This is a genomic window from Undibacterium sp. Tian12W, from assembly GCF_049339405.1.
Lineage (GTDB): Bacteria > Pseudomonadota > Gammaproteobacteria > Burkholderiales > Burkholderiaceae_D > Undibacterium.
Genome location: NZ_JBMPPK010000016.1, coordinates 65943 through 90192, shown reverse-complemented (window position 1 = coordinate 90192; position 24250 = coordinate 65943). Strand labels below are relative to the sequence as shown.

The 24250-nt window shown below is 49.9% G+C and carries 20 protein-coding genes and 5 tRNA genes; 10 read left to right on the top strand and 15 right to left on the bottom strand.

The genetic code is table 11. From position 1 onward, the window contains the following. Window positions 1-83: 83 nt before the first annotated feature. The gene (locus tag ACO0LI_RS20285; protein WP_423034863.1) at window positions 84-2480 is read left to right on the top strand and encodes a fused MFS/spermidine synthase; all 2397 of its coding nucleotides are present in this window, start codon (window positions 84-86) and stop codon (window positions 2478-2480) included. A 105-nt stretch (window positions 2481-2585) separates the two neighbouring features. Here the strand turns inward: ACO0LI_RS20285 and ACO0LI_RS20280 are convergent, their stop codons facing one another. The 3 genes from ACO0LI_RS20280 to ACO0LI_RS20270 form a co-directional block, all read right to left on the bottom strand. Beyond that, the gene (locus ACO0LI_RS20280; protein WP_423034861.1) at window positions 2586-3395 is read right to left on the bottom strand and encodes a MetQ/NlpA family ABC transporter substrate-binding protein; all 810 of its coding nucleotides are present in this window, start codon (window positions 3393-3395) and stop codon (window positions 2586-2588) included. A 70-nt stretch (window positions 3396-3465) separates the two neighbouring features. After that, a complete protein-coding gene (locus ACO0LI_RS20275; RefSeq protein ID WP_423034859.1) occupies window positions 3466-4125 on the bottom strand; it encodes a methionine ABC transporter permease in 660 nt (219 codons plus the stop codon). Then, window positions 4125-5156, bottom strand: coding sequence for a methionine ABC transporter ATP-binding protein (locus ACO0LI_RS20270; protein ID WP_423034857.1), 1032 nt, complete (start codon window positions 5154-5156; stop codon window positions 4125-4127). Before ACO0LI_RS20270 ends, ACO0LI_RS20275 begins: the two co-directional genes overlap by 1 nt. 260 nt (window positions 5157-5416) lie before the next feature. Between ACO0LI_RS20270 and ACO0LI_RS20265 the strand changes: the two genes are divergently transcribed. Beyond that, window positions 5417-5725, top strand: a complete 309-nt coding sequence (locus tag ACO0LI_RS20265) for a hypothetical protein (RefSeq protein ID WP_423034855.1) — start codon at window positions 5417-5419, stop codon at window positions 5723-5725. Between the two features lie 82 nt (window positions 5726-5807). On the opposite strand, the gene ACO0LI_RS20260 is transcribed toward ACO0LI_RS20265, so the two are convergent. Both ACO0LI_RS20260 and ACO0LI_RS20255 read right to left on the bottom strand, forming a co-directional pair. Continuing rightward, window positions 5808-7061 carry a DUF1501 domain-containing protein gene (locus ACO0LI_RS20260; protein WP_423034853.1) on the bottom strand — a complete coding sequence of 418 codons (1254 nt, stop codon included), beginning with the start codon at window positions 7059-7061 and terminating at the stop codon, window positions 5808-5810. 31 nt (window positions 7062-7092) lie between these two features. Further along, complete coding sequence (locus ACO0LI_RS20255; RefSeq protein WP_423034851.1) at window positions 7093-8673, bottom strand: DUF1800 domain-containing protein; 1581 nt, start codon at window positions 8671-8673, stop codon at window positions 7093-7095. 404 nt (window positions 8674-9077) lie between these two features. Between ACO0LI_RS20255 and ACO0LI_RS20250 the strand changes: the two genes are divergently transcribed. After that, entirely contained in the window at window positions 9078-10655 is a 1578-nt protein-coding gene (locus tag ACO0LI_RS20250) for an ABC transporter substrate-binding protein (RefSeq protein WP_423034849.1), read from the top strand. Window positions 10656-10765: 110 nt separating this feature from the next. Here ACO0LI_RS20250 and ACO0LI_RS20245 read toward each other — a convergent pair whose 3' ends face one another. After that, the gene (locus ACO0LI_RS20245) at window positions 10766-12358 is read right to left on the bottom strand and encodes a thioredoxin family protein (RefSeq protein WP_423034847.1); all 1593 of its coding nucleotides are present in this window, start codon (window positions 12356-12358) and stop codon (window positions 10766-10768) included. A 275-nt stretch (window positions 12359-12633) separates the two neighbouring features. Between ACO0LI_RS20245 and ACO0LI_RS20240 the strand changes: the two genes are divergently transcribed. Further along, entirely contained in the window at window positions 12634-13686 is a 1053-nt protein-coding gene (locus tag ACO0LI_RS20240; RefSeq protein WP_422950447.1) for a sulfate ABC transporter substrate-binding protein, read from the top strand. A gap of 72 nt (window positions 13687-13758) precedes the next feature. Here ACO0LI_RS20240 and ACO0LI_RS20235 read toward each other — a convergent pair whose 3' ends face one another. The 5 genes from ACO0LI_RS20235 to gltX form a co-directional block, all read right to left on the bottom strand. Further along, window positions 13759-14178, bottom strand: coding sequence for a DUF1801 domain-containing protein (locus tag ACO0LI_RS20235; protein ID WP_422950448.1), 420 nt, complete (start codon window positions 14176-14178; stop codon window positions 13759-13761). Between the two features lie 161 nt (window positions 14179-14339). Further along, a tRNA-Glu gene (locus tag ACO0LI_RS20230) sits at window positions 14340-14415 on the bottom strand. A gap of 68 nt (window positions 14416-14483) precedes the next feature. After that, a tRNA-Glu gene (locus ACO0LI_RS20225) sits at window positions 14484-14559 on the bottom strand. 31 nt (window positions 14560-14590) lie between these two features. Beyond that, a tRNA-Ala gene (locus ACO0LI_RS20220) sits at window positions 14591-14666 on the bottom strand. A 64-nt stretch (window positions 14667-14730) separates the two neighbouring features. After that, window positions 14731-16125: a glutamate--tRNA ligase gene (gene gltX / locus ACO0LI_RS20215; protein WP_422950449.1), complete on the bottom strand. Its 1395-nt coding sequence runs from the start codon at window positions 16123-16125 to the stop codon at window positions 14731-14733. A 192-nt stretch (window positions 16126-16317) separates the two neighbouring features. On the opposite strand from gltX, the gene ACO0LI_RS20210 reads away from it, so the two are divergent. The 3 genes from ACO0LI_RS20210 (at window position 16318) to ACO0LI_RS20200 (ending at window position 17580) form a co-directional block, all read left to right on the top strand. Continuing rightward, a complete protein-coding gene (locus tag ACO0LI_RS20210) occupies window positions 16318-17232 on the top strand; it encodes a pseudouridine synthase (RefSeq protein WP_423034845.1) in 915 nt (304 codons plus the stop codon). A 73-nt stretch (window positions 17233-17305) separates the two neighbouring features. Next, window positions 17306-17382: transfer RNA gene (locus ACO0LI_RS20205), tRNA-Pro, on the top strand. Window positions 17383-17503: 121 nt separating this feature from the next. Next, a tRNA-Pro gene (locus ACO0LI_RS20200) sits at window positions 17504-17580 on the top strand. Between the two features lie 94 nt (window positions 17581-17674). On the opposite strand, the gene ribD is transcribed toward ACO0LI_RS20200, so the two are convergent. Further along, complete coding sequence (gene ribD, locus ACO0LI_RS20195; RefSeq protein WP_423034949.1) at window positions 17675-18772, bottom strand: bifunctional diaminohydroxyphosphoribosylaminopyrimidine deaminase/5-amino-6-(5-phosphoribosylamino)uracil reductase RibD; 1098 nt, start codon at window positions 18770-18772, stop codon at window positions 17675-17677. 31 nt (window positions 18773-18803) lie between these two features. Beyond that, a complete protein-coding gene (apbC, locus tag ACO0LI_RS20190; protein WP_423034843.1) occupies window positions 18804-19892 on the bottom strand; it encodes an iron-sulfur cluster carrier protein ApbC in 1089 nt (362 codons plus the stop codon). 203 nt (window positions 19893-20095) lie between these two features. Between apbC and ACO0LI_RS20185 the strand changes: the two genes are divergently transcribed. Beyond that, the gene (locus ACO0LI_RS20185; protein WP_423034841.1) at window positions 20096-20782 is read left to right on the top strand and encodes a carboxypeptidase regulatory-like domain-containing protein; all 687 of its coding nucleotides are present in this window, start codon (window positions 20096-20098) and stop codon (window positions 20780-20782) included. 76 nt (window positions 20783-20858) lie between these two features. On the opposite strand, the gene ACO0LI_RS20180 is transcribed toward ACO0LI_RS20185, so the two are convergent. After that, a complete protein-coding gene (locus ACO0LI_RS20180) occupies window positions 20859-22391 on the bottom strand; it encodes a phage tail sheath family protein (protein WP_423034839.1) in 1533 nt (510 codons plus the stop codon). Window positions 22392-22431: 40 nt separating this feature from the next. After that, window positions 22432-23031, bottom strand: a complete 600-nt coding sequence (locus ACO0LI_RS20175) for a DUF924 family protein (RefSeq protein WP_423034837.1) — start codon at window positions 23029-23031, stop codon at window positions 22432-22434. Window positions 23032-23147: 116 nt separating this feature from the next. On the opposite strand from ACO0LI_RS20175, the gene ACO0LI_RS20170 reads away from it, so the two are divergent. Together ACO0LI_RS20170 and ACO0LI_RS20165 are read left to right on the top strand one after the other, a co-directional pair. Beyond that, window positions 23148-23681, top strand: coding sequence for a GbsR/MarR family transcriptional regulator (locus ACO0LI_RS20170; RefSeq protein WP_422950456.1), 534 nt, complete (start codon window positions 23148-23150; stop codon window positions 23679-23681). A 123-nt stretch (window positions 23682-23804) separates the two neighbouring features. Continuing rightward, on the top strand, window positions 23805-24242 hold the full coding sequence (locus ACO0LI_RS20165; RefSeq protein WP_162041878.1) for a thiol-disulfide oxidoreductase DCC family protein: 438 nt from the start codon (window positions 23805-23807) through the stop codon (window positions 24240-24242). Window positions 24243-24250: the final 8 nt, after the last annotated feature.

Sequence of the window (24250 nt, the reverse complement as noted above, 5' to 3'; positions counted from 1 at the left end):
AACTATTGGAGAATATGGTATAAATAGCAAAGAATAAATTCCCATCCACCAGCGCCTGGAAGACGCTCACTAAAAATATAACCGTGAAAAAAATAAACACCTTGTTTGGAATTTTCTTTGCCTCCGGTTTTGCGGCACTGGCTTACCAGATCTATTTTGCAAAGAAGCTTGCCCTGGTATTTGGCAGCCAGTCCAGCGCCACTTACACTGTGCTGGCGATTTACATGGCTGGTATGGCAATCGGCGCTGCAATAGGTGCAGGCGTGGCAAAACGCACACGCTTCCCGGTGCGCATGTATGCCATGGCAGAGCTGGCTATTGCCCTCTACTGTCTGTGTACGCCTTATATATTTTCATTCGCGCACGATATCTATTTAATGATTGCAGTCGGCTACAGGCCCGATTCTGGCTATCTCGTCATTTATCAGGTTTTGCTGGGCGCACTGGTACTGCTATTTCCTACCATCCTGATGGGCCTGACCTTCCCCCTGCTGGTACGTGCCGTTGCGGATAGCAAATCCTGCATGGCTTCTATTTCATGGTTTTATTCCGCCAATACTTTTGGTGCGGCGTCTGGCGCCTTATTGTCAGGTTATCTGATTATTCCTGCTATGGGTATGAATGGCACGCTGTGGCTGTCCTCTACCATCGATATCATGGTGGCGCTGCTGGCATTCTTACTGGTCAGCGACACAAAAACGACGGATAGTTTGCCAGCACATGAGCAAGGCAAAACTGATATGCTGGCGCAAGGCTCTTATCGCTTTGGCCTGTTCGTCCTGCTTATCGTCGGCGCACTGACCATGATGATGGAAGTCTCGACCATACACTTGCTGGCGGTGGTCATAGGCAATAGCACTTATGCTTTTTCCCTGATGCTGACGTGCTTTCTGGCTGGCCTGGCCCTCGGTGGCAAATATGCAGGCAAGGCAAGCAAGCGCTCCACCAGTGAGCAATTAAATGACGCCTTGTTCTTGCTGACCTGCACGATCTTGTGCTCCACTTTTTTGTGGCATCTTTCTTCTTTGTATTTCTATGGTCTGGCAAAAAGCACGGTCCCCTATTCTTTCTGGTTCAGGGAATTTTTGCGCGCCATTCCTGCAGTCATCATTGCCCTGCCACCAGCATTTGCAATTGGCGCTCTCTATCCTGTCAGCATGACGATCGCTTCCAAAGGCCAGCATGACGGCATAGGCTTCCCTTCTGCCATCAATACCCTGGGCAATATCGCCGGCGTGTTACTGGCTGGATTTTTGCTCCTGCCAGCTATCGGCGGCTTCTATACCAGTTTATTGTGCGGTGTGATGGCCTTCACCCTGCTGTTGATAGCGACCTGGAAGTCGCGCGACAAATCTGCGCCTGCCCTGCAACAATATGGCAGCGCTATTGCCGCCACGATCTTGCTCATTGCCTGCCCCAAACAACTGGACCTGAACGCAATCGCCACTGGCATCAACACTTATTTCAAGCCTACTTACTATGCGGGCTGGAAAATGATAGACCATGCGGAGAGTGCCGATGGTGGCCTGACTGCGGTCATGGCGCAAACCGAACAAGGCAAGGAATTTAAAACCCTGACCACCAATGGCAAATTCCAGGGCAATAATGTCATGGAAGCCGGCAGTGAGATGCTGGCGCAGGCAGGTTTTGGGTTGATACCCATGCTGCATTTGAATAACTACGACAATGCCCTGGTCATAGGATATGGCACTGGCGTCACGGCCATGGCCATCCATGAATCCGGTTTCAAATCGATGGAAGTAGTTGATCTGAGTCGCGACCTGGTGAATATCGCCAACCGTCATTTTGCCGACGTCAATCAGAATCTCGCTACCAAACCTGGTGTGTCATTCCTGTATACCGATGGCAGAAATCATTTGTCACTGACCGACAAAAAGTACGACCTGATTGCGATACAACTGTCGTCCATCTGGTTCGCAGGTGCAGCCTCTCTGTACAACCAGGAATTTTATGCATTGGCTAAATCCAGGCTGGCCGACAAAGGCATATTGAAGCAATGGTTTCAATTGGCGCATATGTCTAAGCAAAACCTGAGAGTCATGATTGCCAGCCTGTCGCATTCATTCCGCTACGTCTGGATTTATAGCGTAGGCAAGCAAGGCGCAATGATAGCCAGCAATAGCCCGGATGCTTTCCCTGATGCTGAAAAGGAAAAACATTTGTTAGCGATGGCCAATAACCAGACCATGAAGACCTATATCGACCTTTACAAGAACGGCATAGCATCCGTTTCTGCAGCACAGGTGCTCAATCCTGAGCAAATCAAACAAATGCTGGCATTGAGCGAAACTACACTCTCAAATGACGATAATCTTTTGCTGGAATACAGCACGCCAAAAGGCAATGCCATGAGAGATGAAGAATTCAGGGACAATATCGATTATCTGAAAAGCTTTGCGCGCAGCCCCTATGTGAATTTGAAGCAGGCAGCAACTGCGCCTACATCGACCAGCAGATAAAGTGGCATATAAAGCGGAATATAACTCCGCATATAAAGCAGCATATAAAGCAAAACACCCCGGCAAGAAACTTCTGCCGGGGTGTTTTATTATCCGAAGAGACGATTAAAAAGCAGGAACCACTGCGCCCTTGTATTTGTCTTCAATGAATTTCTTGACTTCAGGTGAATTCAAGGCTGCCACCAATTTTTTGAAAGCCGGGCTATTTTTATTGTCTTCACGCGCCACCAGCAAATTTGCATAAGGTGAATTCGCGTCTTCGATAAACAGCGAGTCTTTGACTGGATTGAGTTTTGCTTCTATCGCATAATTGGTGTTGATCAAGGCCAGATCAACCTGATTCAATACACGCGGCAAAGTTGCTGCTTCGAGTTCCTTGAATTTCAGCTTCTTAGGATTCTCAATGATATCTTTTTGAGTGGCAGAGATATTTTTTGGGTCCTTCAATTTCAACAAACCCTGTTTTGCCAGCAACAGCAAGGCACGGCCAGAATTGGATGGATCATTCGGAATAGCGACAGTTGCGCCATCTGGCAAGTCAGCCAGTTTTTTGTACTTGCTTGAATAGGCAGCAAAAGGTTCTACGTGCACCTTGGCGATAGGCACTTCGATATCATTCTTGTGGCTTTTCTTGAATTCATTCAGGTAAGGCTGGTGCAAAAAGAAATTGCCATCCAGATGTTTTTCATTGACCTGCACCGCTGGCTGTATGTAGTCAGTAAACACTTTTACTTTCAAATCCACGCCTTCTTTGGCGAGTTGCGGTTTGATAAATTCCAGTATCTCTGCATGTGGCACGGGGCTGGCAGCGATGTTCAAGGTTTCTACTGCAAATGCAGTTGGTGAAAACACGGCAGCAGCTGTCAGGCTACCTGCCAGTATCACGGTAAAACGGCGTTTAAGGTTCAAAGACATAGTGGCTCCAATTTAAAAAATAAAAACTTACTTAGTTACTTGCGTAATTACTTGCTTATTACTTGCTTAATCACTTACGTGTGAATTTCAACACCAGCTTGTCACCGACAAATTGCAGCAACTGCACCAGCACGATCAAAATAAATACCGTCACCACCATGACCTCGGTCTGAAAACGTTGGTAACCATAGCGCAGCGCCAGGTCACCCAGACCACCTCCACCGATCACGCCCGACATGGCGGCATACGACACCAGGGCTATCGTCGTTACTGTTGAGGCAGCCAGCAAACCCGGCAATGCTTCTGGCAACAATGCATGCCAGATAATCTGCCAGGTCCTGGCACCCATGGCCTGGCAGGCTTCAATAATTCCTTTATCTACTTCCCGCAACACGTTTTCTACCAGGCGTGCAAAAAATGGCGTTGTTCCGATTACCAGCGGCGGTATGGTTCCCGGCACCCCCAGCGATGTCCCCATCAATAACAGCGTGAAAGGGATCAATACGATCAGCAAAATAATGAAAGGGATAGAGCGCAAAATATTCACGACTACCGACAACACTGCATACAGCAGGCCCTGCTCCAGCAATTGCTTTTTACCTGTCAAAAACAGCAGCACGCCCAAGGGCAAACCCAGCACCACGGTGAACAGCAAAGAAGCACCTGTCATCGTCAAGGTATCGAGTGTCGCCAGTGCGATATCACTCCAGTCAATTTGAGAGAAGTCCATCAGTGCACGCCTGCTGCTGCGCTGATTCTTGCCACCCTGACACCAGCATTTTTCAATAAATCCTCGACAGTCGCTGACTGTTCCCGCGTGCTGTGCAACTCCACCAGCAATTGCCCGTAAGGCGTATCCTTGATGCGCCCTATAACACCTTGCAGAATGGCGATATCGACACCAGCCTGCGCCGCGATACGGGTGATGATGGGTTCATGCGTACTGGCACCTACATAGCTCAAACGCAGCAAATGACGGTCAGCATCCTGGTCGCTACGCTCCAGCACAGACAGGTCCAGTGCCTGATTTTCTGCAACCAGGCTTTGCGTCACCACATGCTGAGGATGCAGAAACACATCGACCACATCACCGAGCTCAACAATCTCTCCCGCATCTATCACTGCCACCTTGTCGCAGATAGTGCGTATCACCTGCATTTCATGGGTGATCAAGACGATGGTCAGGCCCAGTTTTTTATTGATATCCAATAACAGACGCAAGATTGCTTGCGTGGTCTCAGGGTCTAATGCCGAGGTCGCCTCATCGCATAACAATAGATGCGGATAATTTGCCAGCGCCCTGGCAATGCCCACTCTTTGCTTTTGTCCACCAGACAATTGCGATGGATATTTATGACCCTGATCTTGCAAACCTACCAGCTCAAGTAATTCGTTTACCCTTGCCTGGATTTCCTGCCTTGTATATTTGCCACTCAGCTTGAGCGGAAAGGCAATATTGTCGACGACCGTTTTTGCATGCAGTAAATTGAAATGCTGGAACACCATGCCCACACGCTGGCGCAAGGCGTGCAATTGTTGCGCGTCAAAACTGGTGATGTCCTGATCATCAATCACCACTTTGCCCGCACTGGGACGCTCCAGTAAATTCAGGGTGCGCAGCAAAGTGCTTTTACCCGCACCGGAACGGCCTATGATGCCAAAAACCTGACCCGTTTCTATGTTGAAATTGATATTATGCAAGGCTCTTACTTCGCGGCCCTGATGGCTATAAATCTTTGCTAACTGCTCTATACGTATCACTGAGTATCTGACCGGCTGTTGTTGCTGTTGGACTCAACTTTATCGAAGGCAACAAGTTTTTTCCAATCATATATATGCATTTGTATATACAACTATTCGTATAAGCAAAGTTGAAAAATGAATACGCACTATCAATTGAGCAGGTTTGATTAACATTGACGCATGGCAACAAACTGCAATTTGTGGTTAAATCGCTTGTAATTTTGGTCCAGGCTCGCTATGTTGAAATGATCCTGGTTCTAGTCTTAGGAGTTAATATTATGGTCACGTCCGTTACATCTTCGAGCGCAGCGCAAGTTGCACAACAACAGCAACTCTTGCAGCAGGCTGCTGCCGGTCAGCAGAAACAAAGTGCGGAAACCATAGGCGCGGCAGCTGACCGCGACTCCGGTGCGGCTGATGCCATTGCAGATCAAAAAAGAATTACCGCCTCACAGGCCGAGCAACAGGCGCAACTGGCCAACAAGCAAAATGTCAAGCAGCCAGAACCGCCGCCGCCAGAGCAACCCAAACCAGTCGTCAATACCAGCGGGCAAGTGACTGGCACAACCATCAATACTACTGCCTGAACACCGTACCCATACAAAAAAGCCACTCCGGTTTAATCCAGAGTGGCTTTTTTTCTTAATATGATCAGCAATTAATCAGCAATCAGGCTTTGTTCACAAATAAATTAAAGCTGGATCTGGCATAAACCTGTTCAGGAAAAACCTTGAGCAATTGATTGTCTGACAAACCCATATGACGCTCACAGACCTGCGTCAATACCGAACGAAAATCGGTAGTCACCGGCACATCACGTCCCTCATATAACTGATCATTGCCGAGGCCACGCCAGTCGCCATATACCTTGCCGCCAGCAACTTTGCCCCCAAGCACCCACATGACATTGCCATGCCCATGGTCGGTGCCGCCATTGCCATTCTGTTTGGCAGTACGGCCAAACTCTGACATCACGACGATCGTGGTGTCATCAAACATGGGGCCAAGGCGCTTGGCCAGATTCGCCAGACCCAGGCCCAGCGGTGACAAACGATTTGCCAACTGACCTTTTCCTGCTCCCTGGTTGGCATGGGTATCCCAGCCACCCAATGCCATGAATACCATCTGGATTTTAGGATCATTCTTGAGCAAGGTCGCAACGCGGGCACTGTCATCAGGAAAACCATTGGGCAAAGGCGCGCCGCCATCGGCAGCCTGCTGTTCTTTTTCCATGGACGCGCCCATCATTTCCTGATGCGCTTCTTTGGCATCACTAAAGGCTTTGGCGTATTTATCGTTGTCCTTATACATCTGTTCAAAAGCTGCACCGACCTTGGGTCTGTCCAGTACATTCGCCTTGGTGCCCGCCGCACCACTGGCGATATTGCTGGCGGCAACCGTGCCTGACAAAATACGGGGCATGACCGCACCAACACTGACTGCGCGCGTTGGCGTCGTCGTACCAGGCAAATTACCAAGCAAACGGTTCATCCAGCCATCTGTCGTGCCTTTACGACCAGGCGTGCCAGACTCCAGATAATCCTGGGCATCGAAATGTGAACGGGTAAAATCCGGTGAGCCACTGGCATGCACGAAAGCCAGCTTCTTTTGTTGCCAAAGATCCTGCAAGTCTGCCAGAGCAGGATGCAGACCAAAATAGCCATCGAGATCTATCGCACCATCGGTCTGCCCCGGCCTTGCCAGTGCGATGGTCGGGCGCAGGCGCGCATAATTGCTGTCACCATAAGGTGCAACCACATTCAAGCCATCGACTGCGCCCCGCAACATGATGACGATGAGCTTGTTTTTTGTTGCTGCCTCGGTAGCTGCACCATTTGCCCTCGCAGCCCAAGCAGCCTGCCCCACCGGGACCAGCAAACCCGCTCCTGCGGCCATGGAATATAAGAAATTTCTGCGTTTCATTTTGCTCTCTTTATCTGCAAGCTTGCTTGTTTCAATGCTGCATAAAATCCGGGCTGCCCAATATCAGTGATGCACGCAAGGCTTCTGGATTGCCATTCACAATTTCTATACTGCGTCCAGACAAGCCTGGTCCCAGTGTTTGCAACAAGGCAGTGGCACTGACAGCAGGCATGACTGCGGGCCGGTCTGATTTTTCCTCAGCCTGTTTTGCCAACTGCTTCTTGCCCATTTTGTCGCCGTCCTCTATCTCTTTATCAAATGGCAGACGGCCGGTTGCGAGTGCGGTGGCAAAGTTGATGCGGCGGCTGATGGCATCCGGGTTCATCCAGGCATCCTGAGTGTTTTTATAACCATCGGGTGTCTGGCTGCCATATAAAGGCATGCCGAGTTGTGCCAGTACGCCCAACACGGGCCTGACATTTTGCACGTTGACATCACTGGCCCGGATGGCGGACACCACATATTGATACGGGGTTTTATATTTCACGCCCGCATTTTGCGGATCACGAAATTCGGCACTGGCAAACAGTGTCTGCAATACAGCCCGTATGTCACCACGCGTATCGAGATAACGTCTGGCCAGCCTCTCAACCAGGGCGGGCGCAGGTTTGTCAGCGACAAAATACTGTGCCAGTTTGAAACTCAGATGATGGGCAGTAGATGGGTGTGTCGCCAGCACATCGAGCGCGAATTCTGCTTCTGCCTGACCACGCACAGGTATGGATTTACCGAGCCACAGTTTGCTACCTTTATCGTGTCTGTCAGCATCAAAGTAAAAGTTTTGATTACTCCTGACCATGGCACGCGGATCAAAAGTCCAGCCGGTCAGCATGCGTGCCAGTTCGGTCACGTCTTTCTGGGTATAGCCGCCATCCACACCCAGAGTATGCAACTCCATGACTTCACGCGCATAGTTTTCATTCAGGCCGCTGGACTTGGCCTTTTGCCCACCGCCCTTGCCCTGTTTGCCATTGGCATGAAAGTCTGCGGACGTGGATAGCCAGTTATCCAGATAAAACAACATGGCAGGATGCTTGGCCGTTGCACCCAGCAAATCACGGAAGTTGCCAAAGACATAGGGACGTATCGCATCGCGCTCATAGCTGGCAACGAGCGCGCGGTCCAGGCCTTTGCCATTGAACACATTGAAATGATTAAACCAGAAATCGACCATCACTTCTTCCAGTTGATGCGAGCTTTCTATGGCACGGTATAGCCTGGATTCTGCGGTTTGCTCAATGATGCGGCCGACCAGTTCACGGCGTTTCTTTTGCGCAGCATCGGATTCGTCACTGGTATCTTTCAAGGCTTTTTGATAATCAAACAAGACCGAGCCTGCACTCTGGCTCATGACATCAAGTGATTTCAATTTCTTTTGCAAGCCATCTGGCATGGGCAGGAATTGCGGATTCAACTGCTGCTCGATATAGGCGTCCACACCCATTTTTTTGACGCGTTCTATATCGCCAGGCCGCGGGCCATAGGCAAGGCGGTTCAGTACGTGCAGGGCTTCGGCCTCAGTCGAAGGACCTGCAGCATGCACAGGAAGAGCACAGATATTTACGGTAATCAACAACACCAGCAAGCCAGGAATTTTTGTCAGGTTTTTCATCTATTTTTTATACCCGTTATTGAAACTGTTGAAGTATTTATGCAGAAGAACAATGACCTGCTTATTCATTCGTACAATGTAATCAATATAGTTTCATGCGAATAGCATTCACAAGTAACGGCATGTAAATCAAAATAAGCAAAACTGCGGATTGTTACAGGAAAAATCCTTGTAGCCCCTCGCAGAACCTGCGCGACAACCCGATTCATTTCGCTCTTGCAGAATGTGCTTCGATTTGTAAATTTCAAAATTCGAAATTTCTAAATTTGCAAGCTGGTTTTATCAACATGTCAGAACGCATTCCATCTCACTTCATCTCATTTCAAATATACAAATACATTCGCGGCCCTGATGAAAAACGCAGGCAATGGTAAGCTTGCAAGATTGAAACTTGAAAGTTGCTTATGCTTCTCACCACAAAAAAGCTCCTGCTCCCCGCCCTGCTCGCAGTCTCGCTGGGCATTTTGCAACCAGCACACAGTCTTGCAGCCAACCTGAAGATAGGCCTTGCCGCTGACGTCAATTCCATGGACCCACACTATTTCAATAGCGGGCCGAACAATGCCATGGCCTCGCATTTGTTTGAAGCACTGGTCAGTGTTGATTCAGATGGCCGCGTTGCACCTGGTCTGGCGCTGTCATGGAAGGCGATTAACCCGACCACCTGGGAATTCAAATTGCGGCCTGGCGTGAAGTTCCATGATGGCAGCGAAATGACGGCAGAAGATGTGGTGTTTTCCCTGGACAGGCCTGCTCAGATAAAAAACAGCCCAGGCCCGTACACCAGCTTTACCAAACAAATTATTGGCAAACAGATCGTTGATGCCCATACCCTGCGCCTGAAAACAGCGACGGCATACGGCCCATTGCCGCTGGATATGAGTTCTGTATTCATCGTTTCAAAAAAAGCAGCATTGCAGGCAAGCACCGATGACTTCAACAGCGGCAAGGCAGCAATCGGCACCGGCCCCTATAAATTTGCCAGCTTCAAACGCGGTGATGCAGTGGAGCTGACAAAAAACGATGCTTACTGGGGTGAAAAGTCAGCCTGGGACAAAGTTACCTTCCGCATCATCACTGCCGGTGCGCCACGCATGGCTGCACTCTTGTCTGGTGATGTCGATGCGATAGAGAGTATCCCCCCAGCAGATTTGAGCAAACTCAAAGGCAATGCCAAATTCAAGCTGGAGCAAAAAATTTCCTGGCGCACCTTGTTCTGGCAACTTGATCACCAGGCCAGGGTTTCACCCTACATTACCGACAAGGCTGGCAAACCGCTGGCGGCCAATCCCCTGAAAGACATACGCGTGCGCAAGGCGATTGCCAAGGCCATCAACCGTACCGCATTGACAGAGCGCATACTGGAAGGCCTGGCAGTGCCCGCATCCAATCTCGTCGCCCCTGGCGTGTTTGGCTATAACGATAGTCTGAAGCTTGAAGCCTACGACCCGGAAGGTGCTAAAAAATTGCTGGCTGAAGCTGGATATCCAAATGGCTTTGCGATTACGCTTCATGGCCCCAATAACCGCTATATCAATGATGAACAGATAGTGCAGACTGTCGCACAATTCCTCAGCAAGATCGGCATACAGGCCAAGGTAGAAACGCAACCGCTGGCAGTGTATTTCCCCAAAGCGTCCAAGGGTGACTACAGCATGGCCCTGCTGGGCTGGGGTTCACTGGCGGGCGACTTCGCGTTGCGTACCACGCTGGGTACTGTTAATGCCGACAATGGCTGGGGCAGCTGGAACTGGGGCAAATACAGTAACCGTGCATTGGATGAGGCGATACAATCTTCTCTCGCTTCTGTCGAAGCAGACAAGCGCGAAGCATTTGCCAAAACAGCCATGGCGGCCGCCTTGCAGGATTATGCAGCCATCCCGCTGCATCATCAGTACGCCAGCTGGGCCATGCGCAAGGGCTTGCATTACAAGGCGAGGACGGATGAATTTACCTTTGCTCACCAGTTCAAACCAGACTGAGTTGCATTGAAAAGCCCATAAAAAAATCCCGCGATATCAAGTCGCGGGATTTTTTGTTTTGTGCAAAGACTGTTATCAGGAATCAGGATTCATGTATCAAGATTTATGTATCAGGATTTATTAAGCACACCCTGGCAAACTGCTTTTTGCGGGTCATTCGCGGGTAGCTTGCCGCATATGCCATCGAGCTGACTACGGGCTTTCTGGTAAGCGACCTGGTGCTTGCCTTCCTTATTCCAGTCTATGAGTTTTTTACCCATTTTTTCCAGATAGGCGCGGTTGCGTTCATAGAAGGCATTATCGACTTTTGCGGCTTCGCCAAAGACACTTTGCACGGCTTTTTCTATACGTGCATCATCATTTGGCGCCAGCTCTACCAGGCTGCTGACATAGTTGGAACCCCATTGCAAACGGGTGGCCGGGCCCTTGGCGGCGTTATAAGCTTGCTCATACCAGTTTGCGGCAGCGACTTTGTCACCACGCTTCTTGGCATTCGAACCCAGGGTGGACATGAAGTAGTAAGGAGAATGTGAACGCTTGAGTTCAGCCTTGAGCAAGCTGTCAGAATCATCAAGCAAACCAGCATCACCCAGCGCATGGGCAGCGGCATTGACGACAGACTGGCGTTCATAGGCATCGGTAGTTGCCTGCTCTATCGCAGCTACACGCTTTTGCACATCCTTTTGCAAAGCTGCTTCTGGCTTGGCATTATCCAGACTGGCCAGAGCGACCTGGGCACCAACTGCACCCAATCTGTCGGTCTTGGAAATCGTGGCATCATCAGCGAGCTTGACCACTGCCGCGTTCCAGGCACGTATCAGCTTGTTGCGTGGCTCTGATTTGGCAACAGTCAGGAATTCGGTGATCTCCCCGGCAGCATTGCTCAACAAATCCATATTGTCGCGCGCTGTTTTGGGATCATTGATGGCTTTCAAGACTTTATCTGTTGCCTGGGCCTTGTCTATGCTTGGTAATGCCTGGCCTGGCTTGGCTGTCGCTGCTGCATAAATGCCGCGCAGGTACAAACGCGTGGCATGCAAACCAGCCGGGCTCAGTTCAGACAACTTGAGCAAAGTCGCCACCAGTTCTTTGCCTGGCACCAGTTTTTGCTCGGGATCATCCCATGAATAATCGGCCAGCAGACTCCAATCCTCATCCTTGAGATTTTTATTGCCCGCCAGTGCCAGTTTCATTGTGTCCTGCACAGACAACGTGGTATTCAGGGCCTGGGTCAGCACTTGCAAATAACGTTCAGAATCAACTTCACCGGGCAAACGGGTGATCTCTGTGCCGTCAGGTTTGAAAAGTATCATGGTCGGATAACCACGTACTTTGAACTGCGATGCAAATTTTTGTGCACCTGGGGTATCGCCATCCAGATATACCGGGATGAAATGACGTGATTTATCGATGAATTCCTGACGATTGAAAATTGTCGCCTTTACCTGGTTACAAGGCGGGCACCAGATTGCTCCCCAATACAAGAACAAGGGCTTGTTGCTGGCCTTGGCCTGGGCAAAAGCCGCATCTACATTATTGTCCTTGCGCCAGTCTATACCACCCTGCGCGGCATTGGCTGCATGTGCAGAGGCGCTGGCCGCCTTGCTATCCGCCGCCTGGGCGGGCAATGCAGTCATGGCAGTCAGTGAAATTGAGGTGCTTGCAGTCAACAGGGCTGCCATCAGGGGAGTAGTCATTTTCATCGGTTTTGACCTGGATAAATATATCAAGAGACTCAGTGTAGCAAATTTAATGTCTTTGCAGTACAGCGGACGCAAGCTGTTATCAGACTAATTTTGAGTATGCATATTTGTTTTTCTCCGGCAAGAAATACCTGGCCCGTTTTGCAATTTCGCGTAGGCCATGTCACTTATTCCATGCCACTTATTCCTTACGAGTCTAAGCAAGTAAAAATATCATCGTTCACAAGTCTGGCATTTTTGCGCAAGATGGACAATCCGCAAACCGAGAGCAAAAAATGAGCAAAATCGCACATGTAAAACAGTTAATCAAAACCCGCCAACGCCAGCGCCGCACCACTTTCGCCGCCGCATTGCTGATTGCCAGTGTCAGCCTGCTTGCCTTTTACAGCACGGCACAAGCTGCCACCGGCATACTGAATGCATCCTATGACGTGACCAGGGAATTATTCAAGGACATCAATCCCGCCTTTGTCGCGGACTGGAAAAAGAAAACCGGCGAAAGCATCAGTGTTAACCAATCCCACGGTGGTTCCAGCAAACAGGCACGCTCGGTGATTGATGGACTGGAAGCCTCGGTCGTGACCATGAACCAGGCCAATGATATCGACATCCTCGCAGACAAGGGCTTGCTGCCACAAGACTGGGCCAAGCAATTCCCGAATAATGCAGCACCGTTTTATTCAACCATGGTCTTCCTGACGCGCAAGGGCAACCCCAAGCACATCGCCAGTTGGGATGACCTTGGCAAACCGGGCTTGAAAGTCATCATCCCCAACCCAAAAACCTCAGGTAATGGCCGTTACAGCTACCTGGCAGCCTGGGGCTCAGTCATCAAGACCGGCGGCACAGAAGCTCAGGCACGCCAACTGGTAGAAAATCTGTTCAAGAATGTACCGGTGCTTGATGGTGGCGGACGCGGTGCCACCACCACCTTCACCCAGCGTGAAATTGGTGATGTGCTGGTGACCTTTGAAAATGAAGTGCAACTCGTACGTCAGGAATTTGGCGACAACTTTGAAGTCGTTTATCCAAAAATCTCTATCCTGGCAGAATCCCCAGTCGCGGTGGTAGATAAGGTAGCCGACAAACTGGGCACCCGCAAAATCGCCACAGCCTATTTGCAATTTCTCTATACCGAAGCTGGCCAGGACCTGATCGCCAAACACTACCTGCGCCCACGCTCAGAAATCGCAGCAAAGAAATATGCAGCCTCTTTCAAGCCTGTGAATTTGTTTACTGTCGATGATGTATTTGGCGGCTGGAAGCAGGCGCAGAAAAAACACTTTGATGATGGCGGTGAGTTTGACAAGATTTACATCAAGAAGTAAGTCAATAATAAAGCCATAGCAAACAACACGACAGAAATCAGCACAAACAAAACATCAAACAACGCATATTGTTTATGCACCCAGCATGGGTAGATGCTTTCTGTCGTGATAAGTGAGCGCCAAAAGTATGCAATGCTTTACCTCATCAACAGGAATCTCATCATCCTGATGAAAGATGATGGCTCTGTTAGCTTCGAACTTTAGTTTGTCGCTGTATAGCTCTTTGAAAGTATCAAGCAGCCTGGTCTGACAATGAACATACATGGCGTATTGTTCTGGCGCCGAACTTTTCCAATCTATTCTGACTGTGCTGCCAGTCTTCGTTAGATAACTCGGTTCACCCCACTTCAGGGTTTCTTCCAATGTGTCAGATATTTTATGTTCCGATGCGACATCCAGGACCAACTGCCGCAGGAGCATCAGCTTTTGTCGTATGTGCGGCGAATAGTTGTTGAATACTTTTGCGACCTGGGGATTTTTTATTTTACCCATTTCCGCCCTCATCCTCGCTGACACACCATGTTGAATGCTTATTATCGAAATAATATAGTCAAAATACGTAGTTGAAATAAACTGAAGAGAAAAGCATGCCGCAAAAACAAAAAAAGCCTTGATTTCTCAAGGCTTTTTTCACTCTCTTAACGAGAACTTACTGGCGTCCCCAAGGGGATTCGAACCCCTGTACTCACCGTGAAAGGGTGATGTCCTAGGCCTCTAGACGATGGGGACAGATTCTGTCCGTGTTGCTGACCTAAATCGTAAATTACTTGCTGTCCACAATAAATAATGAAGTTTATTGGCGTCCCCAAGGGGATTCGAACCCCTGTACTCACCGTGAAAGGGTGATGTCCTAGGCCTCTAGACGATGGGGACAACAAGTAATGTTCTGCTCTGCCACTTTATTTGGTGGAGGTAAGCGGGATCGAACCGCTGACCTCTTGCATGCCATGCAAGCGCTCTCCCAGCTGAGCTATACCCCCGACGCTGCAGAACAGAAACGAGATTATAGGGGATACATCGTCAGATGTAAAGCCCCCAAACTTTCTAGCCTGCAATTACGCTCAGGCGCTGCGTAACGACTTCACGGCCAAACAGCTCGATGACGGCATCGATGGATGGTGTTTGCAATTGACCTGTCAGCAGCAAGCGCAAAGGCATGGCCAGTTGTGGCATCTTCAGCGAGAAGTCAGCCAGGGTTTGTTTCATGGCGGCAGACAGGGCTGCCTTGTTCCATTCCACGGTTTTGCACAGTTCGGCGTATTGGCGCAAGGCTGGCAATACCGCATCTGTCACATGCTGTGTCAACAATGCCGGGTCTGCTACTGGCTGACGATAGAACAGCATGGCAGCCTGCCCCAGCTCTACTGTGGTATTGGTGCGCTCTTTCAACAGTGCGATTACGGCTTCCAGTGCGGGTGCATTATCAAACTGCGCGCCATCATCCAGCATTTGCTGTTTGATCAAACCAGCCAGGCGCGTGTTGTCTGCGGCCTTGATGTAGTGGTTATTGATCCAGGCCAGTTTTTCAGGATTGAACTGGGCAGCAGAAGCAGACAAATGGCTTAAATCAAACCAGCTGCACATTTGCTCCATAGAGAATATCTCATCGTCACCGTGGCTCCAACCCAGGCGCGCCAGATAGTTGAGCATGGTTTCCGGCAGATAGCCTTGCAGCGGATAGTCCATCACACTAGCAGCACCATCGCGCTTGGACAGTTTTTGGCCATCAGGGCCCAAGATCATAGGCAAATGACCATAGTGCGGCAGGGTCGCGCCAAGTGCGTTCAGGATATTGATCTGGCGCGGTGTGTTATTGACATGGTCATCGCCACGGATAACGTGGGTGATTTGCATATCCCAGTCATCGACTGCGACGCAGAAGTTGTAGGTAGGCGTGCCATCAGGGCGGGCAATCACCAGGTCATCCAGTTCACGGTTGCCGATAGTGATTTGCCCCTTGACGACATCCAGCCAGCTGACTTCACCATCCAGCGGGTTTTTAAAACGTATGACCGGCTTGCGGTCCGCCGGAATCGCCGGCAAAGTCTTGCCAGCTTCAGGACGCCATGTACCGTCATAACGCGGCTTTTCACCTGCTGCACGCTGGCGGTCACGCATAGCTTCAACTTCATCCGGCGAGGAAAAGCAGTGATATGCCGTGCCTTTTGCCAGCATGTCGGCCAGCACTTCGCTATAGCGCTCCATGCGTTTCATTTGATAGTAAGGGCCTTCGTCATGATGCAAGCCAAGCCAGTTCATGCCGTCAAGAATGGCTTGCACAGCTTCTGGCGTTGAGCGCTCAAGATCGGTATCTTCTATGCGCAGCACGAAAGTGCCACCAAAATGACGGGCAAATGCCCAGCTGAACAAGGCAGTGCGGGCACCACCAACGTGGAGATAGCCGGTAGGGCTGGGAGCGAAACGGGTACGTACAGTCATGAGATCACTAGCCTGCGCCCTGCTGTCGATATAGCTGACATACTAGAACGCGATAATGGTTAAAACCAGCATTTTACCGTTTTAACATCCCGGGCGGATAGTTTCATGATCTCAGGCAGCCCGCCAAGCTCCTGCTCCATGCCTGCATGATAGTATGGCGACGCCAACAGACCATCCGATAAACGATCAGACATGCAAGCCCAGCCTCCCCTGCCCCTGCCCCTGCCCCTGCCCTTACCAGTACGCGACGGCATCGCGCCCAGCTATATCTGGATACCCGAAGGCCATTGGGACAATGTCTTCAGTTTTTTGCAAGCCCATTTCCCGGATGTGAGCGCAAGCACCTGGCAAGCACGTCTGGACAGACAAGAGGTCGTTGATCAACACGGCAAAGTCCTGCTTGCAAATAGCGCTGTCAAACGCGGCATGTGTATTTACTACTACCGTGAAATCGAGAATGAAACACCTATCCCGTTTCATGAAGAAATCCTGTTCCAAGATGAGCATTTACTGGTGGTCGATAAACCGCACTTCCTGCCAGTGATTCCATCGGGTCGATTTTTGCGGGAAACCCTGCTGGTCAGGCTGAAGAAAAATACTGGCTTGATGGATCTGACCCCCATACACAGACTGGACAGGGAAACCGCAGGTGTCATGCTGTTTTCACACAATCCAGCCACCCGCGGGCAGTATCAATCCCTGTTCCAGCGCAAAAGCATGGCAAAGACCTATCACGCCATTGCGAAGCATTTGCCCGAACTGGTTTTCCCGCTACGGCATTACAGCCACATGGAAGAAGCCGACAAGTTCTTTGTCATGCGCGAAGTGGCAGGCATGGCAAATTCAGAAACCCTGCTTGATATCAAGGAAAGACGTGGCGAACATAGCCTCTACCAATTGCAGCCTGTGACCGGTAGAAAACACCAATTGCGGCTGCACATGAGCAGTCTCGGTGCACCCATTTTGAATGATGCATTTTATCCGGTGGCCCTGCCCTGCAAGGCGGATGATTTTTCTGCCCCTTTGCAGTTACTGGCAAAATCCATCTGTTTTGATGATCCGATTACTGGACAGCAACGCTATTTTGAAAGCAAAAAATCACTATAAATACTTGTTGTATAGGGGATGTAAAGTCAAACGGCTTGACAAGCAAGTCTCAAAACAGTACTATTGCGGTCTTCGGAGTGTAGCGCAGCCCGGTAGCGCACCTGCTTTGGGAGCAGGGGGTCCAAGGTTCGAATCCTTGTACTCCGACCAGATTCTAGGGATCGTCACAGACGGTCCCTTTTATTTCAGTAGATACAGATCTTGTTTTTTCAAGCTGGTTCGACTGAAATAATAAATGTCAGTAAATGTCAGACCAGACAGACCAGTTTTTCGGAGTGTAGCGCAGCCCGGTAGCGCACCTGCTTTGGGAGCAGGGGGTCCAAGGTTCGAATCCTTGTACTCCGACCAGTTAAAAAAGGATCGTTGATTATTCAACGATCCTTTTTTCTTTTCTGCCTTACATTTTCCGGCTTCACATATTCCTGCTTCACATATAAATGATTTATTTCAAGCGAGCCAGTATCCGCACATCATCTCCCACCTGCCTGATTTCGTGAAATTGCAAAACACTCGCCTGATCTACATGTGTCAATTCAGGTAAATTAAATAAACCAGCGCCACTACCCAGCAGCTTGGGCGCCAGATACAACAATAATTCATTGACGCAGCCTTGCGCAATCAATGCACCATCCAGGGTCGCGCCTGCTTCCACATGCAATTCATTGATTTGTCTGCGCCCCAGCTCTTGCATCAGGGCGGGCAAATCCACTTGCTGATTTACGCCTGGCAAGCAAATCACTTCCGCCCCCGCCTGTTCCAGTTGCAGCTGTTTTTCAGCATCAGGTTCAGCACAGACAATCAAGGCACCCCCTTGCAACACTTTGGCTTGTGGCGAGATGCGCAGATGTGAATCGACGATAATTTTTTGTGGCTGACGTGGCGTGTCTATGCCGCGGACATTCAGCATGGGGTCGTCTGCCAGCACGGTGCCTATGCCAGTCAAAATAGCATCTGCACGCGCCCGCCATTCATGACCATCCTGTCTGGCTGCTGGTCCGGTAATCCACTGGCTTTGTCCATTACTCAAAGCGGTGATGCCATCAAGGCTGCCGGCAACTTTCATCCGAACCCAGGGCTTGCCTGTTTCCATGCGCTGGAAAAAACCTATGTTCAATTCGCGTGCCTGCAAGGCGAGATCAGGAAAAGTATCACACTCAACTTCAACACCAGCTTCCCGCAAAATACTTAAACCGCGCCCTGCTACTTGTGGATTGGCATCCTGCATGGCAGCGACCACGCGAGCTATACCTGCATCACGCAAACCATTTGCGCAAGGTGGTGTGCGGCCAAAATGGCTGCAGGGTTCCAGCGTGACATAGGCAGTGGCACCACGCACGTCATGGCCTTTTGCCACCGCATCACGCAGTGCCTGCACTTCTGCATGCGCCTGCCCTACTGGCTGCGTCCAGCCCTGCCCCAGCACCTCGCCATCACGCACGATCACGCAACCCACTTTGGGGTTCGGTGAAGTTTCTATGGTCGCGCGCCTGGCCAGCTCCAGCGCTTGCTGCATGTAAGCATAATCCGCCTGCTTATCCATACTATCCATACTATCCATACTCGCCTGCACCTCAGGTATGTTGTATGGTGATAGTCGGGAACTTGCTGGTCATGTCCTTGGCTTTTTCAGCAACCTTGATAGCGACTTTGCGGGCGATGTCTTTATACAGACCGGCGATTTTCCCATCAGGCTCAGCAACGACGGTAGGCGTACCAGAATCAGCTTGCTGGCGTATGCTCATCGTCAAAGGCAGGCCGCCGAGGAAATCGACGCCAAAGTCAGCGCACATCTTCTGACCACCACCCTCACCAAAAATATGCTCGGCATGGCCACAGTTTGAGCAGATATGGATACTCATGTTTTCGACGATGCCCAGGATAGGGATGCCAACTTTTTCAAACATTTTGAGGCCCTTGCGCGCATCCAGTAAGGCGATGTCTTGCGGTGTCGTCACGATGACAGCGCCAGTCACTGGTACTTTTTGCGACAGCGTCAACTGCACATCACCCGTACCTGGTGGCATATCAACGATGAGGTAATCCAGATCACGCCAGTTGGTTTGCCCCAGCAATTGCTGCATGGCCTGGGTCACCAGCGGGCCGCGCCAGACCATGGGTTCATCAGGGTCTATCATGAAACCGATGGATGAGACTTGCAGGCCATGGTTTTCCAGCGGCTCCATGGTTTTGCCATCGACCGTTTCAGGGCGCCCAGAGATACCCATGATCATGGGTTGGGAAGGGCCATAAATGTCGGCATCCAGAATACCGACAGCAGCGCCTTCAGCAGCCAGGGCCAGCGCAAGATTGGCAGCGGTAGTCGATTTTCCGACCCCACCCTTGCCTGAGGCCACAGCGATAATATTCTTCACATTCGGCATGAGCTTGATGCCAGGCTGCACAGCATGGGCGATGATTTTTGAGGTCACATTGACCGCGACCTTGCCCACGCCAGGCAAGACAGCAATGGCAGCCACAACGGCAGCGCGTATCAGTTCAAACTGGCTTTTAGCCGGGTAGCCCAGTTCCACGTCCAGGCTGACATCTGCGCCTTCTATCTTGATATTTTTTACTGATTTAGTCGCGATCAGGTCTTTATTGGTGTTTGGGTCTGTCACTTTTGCCAATACGGCTTTAATGTCTTCTACTGTAATACTCATGCAATTCTCCATAGATATCCTGCAAGTCTAGCGCAATTTGCGTGCCGAGGCTGCATATACCCTTGATGAATCCTTGCTAAATCCTTGATGACAGGCCTGTTGTAAGTGGACATCTTGAGGAAACGCAAACTCCCTTGCCAAATAAAGTTCAAGCATAATAGCTCTGCGCCCATTTGTTTTTATAAGAAAATCAGGAGAAATTGATGCAAATACTAGCAAAACTGCTGCCCCGTAAATTCTGCCTGTCATTGTCTGTTTTGGGATTATTCAGTTATTCCCTGGCTGCCCAGGCTGGTTTACTGGTGGGACATCTGATCGACAAGAACGGGCAAGCCATGGGCAATGCCGTCCTGTTTGCGACACCGCTGGATACGCCCTCACCCGCCAAAAAGCCCGGCGACACCAGCATCGTGGCGCAAGAAAATTATGCTTTCAGCCCTTTCCTGACTGTCATACGCAGCGGCACTCAGGTGCGTTTTCCCAATAAGGATAATCACGAGCATCACCTGAAATCATTTTCTCCTGCAAAAACCTTTGAATTGCGTGTAAATAGCAAAAAAGAAGAGCCAGCTCCCATCGTATTTGATAAAGCGGGGGAAGTTGCCCTGGTTTGCCACTTCCATGACTGGATGCGCGGTTTTATCTATGTGGTTGATACGCCGTATTTTTCCAAGACTGATGCGTCAGGCAGTGTCGCTCTCAACAATCTGCCAGCGGGCAAGTATGAAGTCAAAGCCTGGGCACCGAATATGTTTGGCGAACCTTTGGCACAAACAGTGCAAGTGGCGAACGATGGTCCGACCAATGTCAAATTCCAGTTCAGTTTCGTACCCAAGGCACCACCAGCACCTCGCAACTTGAGCAAGACTGCGACATTTGGTTATGATTGATTTGATTTGCTGTGATGTGATGTGATTCGCAGAGTGCCCGGCAAAGCACCGGGCACTCGCAAACAGTTTGATAAGCTTAGCCCGTTTGCATTTGCTGCTGGAAAGTCAGTACAATAAATTCTGCAGGATGTACCAGAGCGACCTTTACCGTGACATTCATCACGCCATCCAGTATATCTTGCGAGCTCATGGTGCTACCCAGCCCTACACTGACGCTAAATGCATCAGCTGCCTTGCTACCAACCAGTGCACCGTCCTTCCATTGCGTATTCAAAAAATTGCTAATCGTAGAAGTAACCGCTACCCAAGTCAGGTTAGTGTTGGGCTGAAACACATAAGACAGCAATGCATTTTTTATTGATTGCTCCAGCATGATCATGGTGCGCCTTACACTGATATAACGCCAGTCATCACTATTCCCGGCCAGAGTGCGTGCACCCCAAACCAGCAATCCGTAGTTGGGAAACGTGCGTATGGCATTCACCGCCATGCCATTCAAGGGCATATTTAAATTTTCCTGCTCCTGATCATTGATAGTCACTGCCGGAGAAATGGCATTGATGATGGTTGTATTGGCAGGCGACTGAAAAACGCCAAAGGTATGATCGGTACGTGCATATACGCCCCCCATCGCGGCTGCTGGTGGCAACAGGTTAACGCTGATAGCGATATTGTTCATGCAGGATCGATACAAGGGAGACAACGCCGTCAGGCTTTGATGACGCTGGCGCACTGCCACTGCATCGCCTGCCTGAGTCAACGAGTTGACGATATTGAGATAAGACTGCAATTTTGATGAAGCAGCACCTGAGGCGTCGGGGGAAAATAAAGTGGGGGCTTCTGTCGTCAAATCTGCTACCAGCAAAGGCAAGCTTGCGGCAGAAATCCAGCTGTAATCTATATCACTGAGGCTAACGATATTTGTATTCAGCCATGGATAATAACTGACACCATATTTATTGAACTCCTCACCCAGCCCGGCAATCTTGTAGAAGCCACCGCTGCCGTTGCCACCTGTAATGGGGTCTTGTGCAGTACCATCAGCAGGCAAATAGCCATTGTGCACATCCAGTACACATATGATGTGCTGCGATTGTTCACAGCTTTGCAATGCAAGTTGCGACACACTAACCCAGTCATCGAAGCTAAGATGCACAGCATCTGACATGACCAGCAAATCGGCTTCTGTGCAAGCAGCCGCAACAGGCAATGCATGCGTATAGACGTCTTTGCCAAAAGCTCCGGCAGAAATCACCTCATCATACGTACCAAGTGAAAGTACATAGCAAATCCCGCCGCCATTATTGAAAAACAATTCCAGGCCATAGTACAAACCAAAAGCCGGAGCAGCCTTATTGGCCTGGTACGGCGGTGTTGCATGGCTATTGCTGACGTAGTCGTACTCTATCTGTGGAGCAGCACCAAAGACATCAATGTATTCCACCATAGACGAAATGCGTACAGGCAGAGCTGTACCAGTTGCCTTGGCGCTATTTTTTGCTGTATAGCCAAGAAATACCGGAATACCGGTGGGCACTGCCACCACGGCACTGGAAAAACCATCCACTTCAGTAACATAAACGCCCGGCGTTGCAAGTTGCTCTGTCATGCTTGAGTACTCCCTGGTAGTGTGCCTGATAATTCTGGCTTTAGAATGATGAGCCGGGTCCAGCTAAAAATGTCAGTTCATCCGCAGTTGATGTACGTCCCAATATCACATTCCTGTGCGGGAAACGGCCAAACCGGCCGATGATCGCGCGGTGCTTTATCGCGAATTTATAAAAACCATCAAAAGTCTCGCGCTGCGCTTCTGGCACCTCGCGGCGCAATGCATCATACAAGGCAACTGACCTGTCCTGATCGGCCAGCGACTCTGAGTGTTCGAGTGGCAGGTAAAAGAATACTCTTTGTATGGGGCGCAATTGACGGTCTGCCTGCAATTGCAGGCCTGCCTCACAGTAAAGCCTGGCCTGCTCATCATAGGCAAAAGATTCAGGCAGGTTCCTATACATATTCCTGGGGAACTGATCGCAAAGGATAATTAATGCCAGCCGGCCCTCGGCAGTATTTTCCCAGCCCGACAATTCACCCTGTATGGCTTGTTCGGTCAGGTTGGCAAAGCCATCCCTGATTGCAGCATCGAGGTCATCGCTCTTGGACCACCATAGCTTGGCCTGGGATTGCGCAGTTTTGGCATCGTCGGTATCCAGCCCAAACCAGAAATTCAATACTGCATGTACATCATCCATCTATGCCCCCTAAGATTTAAGCTTCATTGTGAGCAATTTTATCTTTTCATTAAGGAAATTAATAATTCTTTTATTTCTGTCTTGACTGAAATAAGGGAATTAACTACACTGTGCTTATGGAACTTACACCCGTCAAACAAAAATTTATCCTGCACTGGGGCGAAATGGGCACCTTATGGGGTGTTAACCGTACCGTGAGCCAGATTCATGCCCTGCTGTATATCGTCGGTTGCCCCATGCAGGCAGAAGAAATTGCAGACACACTGGGTGTAGCAAGATCGAATGTATCCAATTCGCTCAAAGAGCTACAAAATTGGAAGCTGGTAAAACTGGCGCATGTCATGGGTGACCGCAGGGCACATTATGAAACTTCGCTGGATGTCTGGGAATTGTTCCGCACAGTAGTACGCGAGCGTAAGGAAAGGGAGTTCAACCCCACTATCGCCACCTTGCAACAATGTCTGGATAGCCCGGATCTGGATCAGGAAGACAAGGCCACGCAATTGCGGATTGCCGAAACCCTGGCGCTGATGAAGACCGTCACCACCTGGACCGATGAAATGCTGAGACTGGAACCGAATACCCTGATGAAGCTGTTGAAGATGGGTGCGGCAGTACAAAAATTTGTGCGTGGGGATGACAAGCAATAAGCCTGTTGCAACAGTATTCATCTGATACGCACAAGAAAAAATGCTCAGGCATTTTTTTTGAAGATACATTTCTGTTTAGACAGAAATATCAGAAATAAAAGTTAAAGTTGAGAAAGATTAAAAATGAGCGACTATCCACTGACCCTTCTGTACGACGCATCCTGCCCTGTCTGCAAGCTGGAGATGGACAATTTGCGTGAGCGCGATCAATTGAATAAATTGAATTTCATTGATGCTTCAGCGCCTGGTTTTGATGTCGCAAAATATGGCGTGAGCTTGACAGAAGTGATGCGTGTCATTCATGGCATCAAACCCGATGGCACAGTCGTGACTGGTGTAGAAGTCATACATCTCGCCTATCGCGCCGCAGGCCTGGGTTGGCTGACTGCATTCAGTAACTGGCCCATACTCAAACCCATCTGTAACTGGGGCTATGAGCATTTCGCCAAAAACCGTCACTGGGTTTCTGAAGTATTTGCAGATTCCATTTTGCGCATTGCCGCCAGACGTGCTGAAAAACGTAGCCGCGCTTGCAAAGAAGGTCGCTGCGACATCAAATAGAATTTACG

Coding starts and splice junctions, on each gene's coding strand:
- ACO0LI_RS20280 (WP_423034861.1), bottom strand. CDS start 3,395: ATGTCTTTGAACCTTAAACGCCGTTTTACCGTGATACTGGCAGGTAGC.
- ACO0LI_RS20275 (WP_423034859.1), bottom strand. CDS start 4,125: ATGGACTTCTCTCAAATTGACTGGAGTGATATCGCACTGGCGACACTC.
- ACO0LI_RS20265 (WP_423034855.1), top strand. CDS start 5,417: ATGGTCACGTCCGTTACATCTTCGAGCGCAGCGCAAGTTGCACAACAA.
- ACO0LI_RS20260 (WP_423034853.1), bottom strand. CDS start 7,061: ATGAAACGCAGAAATTTCTTATATTCCATGGCCGCAGGAGCGGGTTTG.
- ACO0LI_RS20255 (WP_423034851.1), bottom strand. CDS start 8,673: ATGAAAAACCTGACAAAAATTCCTGGCTTGCTGGTGTTGTTGATTACC.
- ACO0LI_RS20250 (WP_423034849.1), top strand. CDS start 9,078: ATGCTTCTCACCACAAAAAAGCTCCTGCTCCCCGCCCTGCTCGCAGTC.
- ACO0LI_RS20245 (WP_423034847.1), bottom strand. CDS start 12,358: ATGAAAATGACTACTCCCCTGATGGCAGCCCTGTTGACTGCAAGCACC.
- ACO0LI_RS20240 (WP_422950447.1), top strand. CDS start 12,634: ATGAGCAAAATCGCACATGTAAAACAGTTAATCAAAACCCGCCAACGC.
- ACO0LI_RS20235 (WP_422950448.1), bottom strand. CDS start 14,178: ATGGGTAAAATAAAAAATCCCCAGGTCGCAAAAGTATTCAACAACTAT.
- gltX (WP_422950449.1), bottom strand. CDS start 16,125: ATGACTGTACGTACCCGTTTCGCTCCCAGCCCTACCGGCTATCTCCAC.
- ACO0LI_RS20210 (WP_423034845.1), top strand. CDS start 16,318: ATGCAAGCCCAGCCTCCCCTGCCCCTGCCCCTGCCCCTGCCCTTACCA.
- ribD (WP_423034949.1), bottom strand. CDS start 18,772: ATGGATAAGCAGGCGGATTATGCTTACATGCAGCAAGCGCTGGAGCTG.
- apbC (WP_423034843.1), bottom strand. CDS start 19,892: ATGAGTATTACAGTAGAAGACATTAAAGCCGTATTGGCAAAAGTGACA.
- ACO0LI_RS20185 (WP_423034841.1), top strand. CDS start 20,096: ATGCAAATACTAGCAAAACTGCTGCCCCGTAAATTCTGCCTGTCATTG.
- ACO0LI_RS20180 (WP_423034839.1), bottom strand. CDS start 22,391: ATGACAGAGCAACTTGCAACGCCGGGCGTTTATGTTACTGAAGTGGAT.
- ACO0LI_RS20175 (WP_423034837.1), bottom strand. CDS start 23,031: ATGGATGATGTACATGCAGTATTGAATTTCTGGTTTGGGCTGGATACC.
- ACO0LI_RS20170 (WP_422950456.1), top strand. CDS start 23,148: ATGGAACTTACACCCGTCAAACAAAAATTTATCCTGCACTGGGGCGAA.
- ACO0LI_RS20165 (WP_162041878.1), top strand. CDS start 23,805: ATGAGCGACTATCCACTGACCCTTCTGTACGACGCATCCTGCCCTGTC.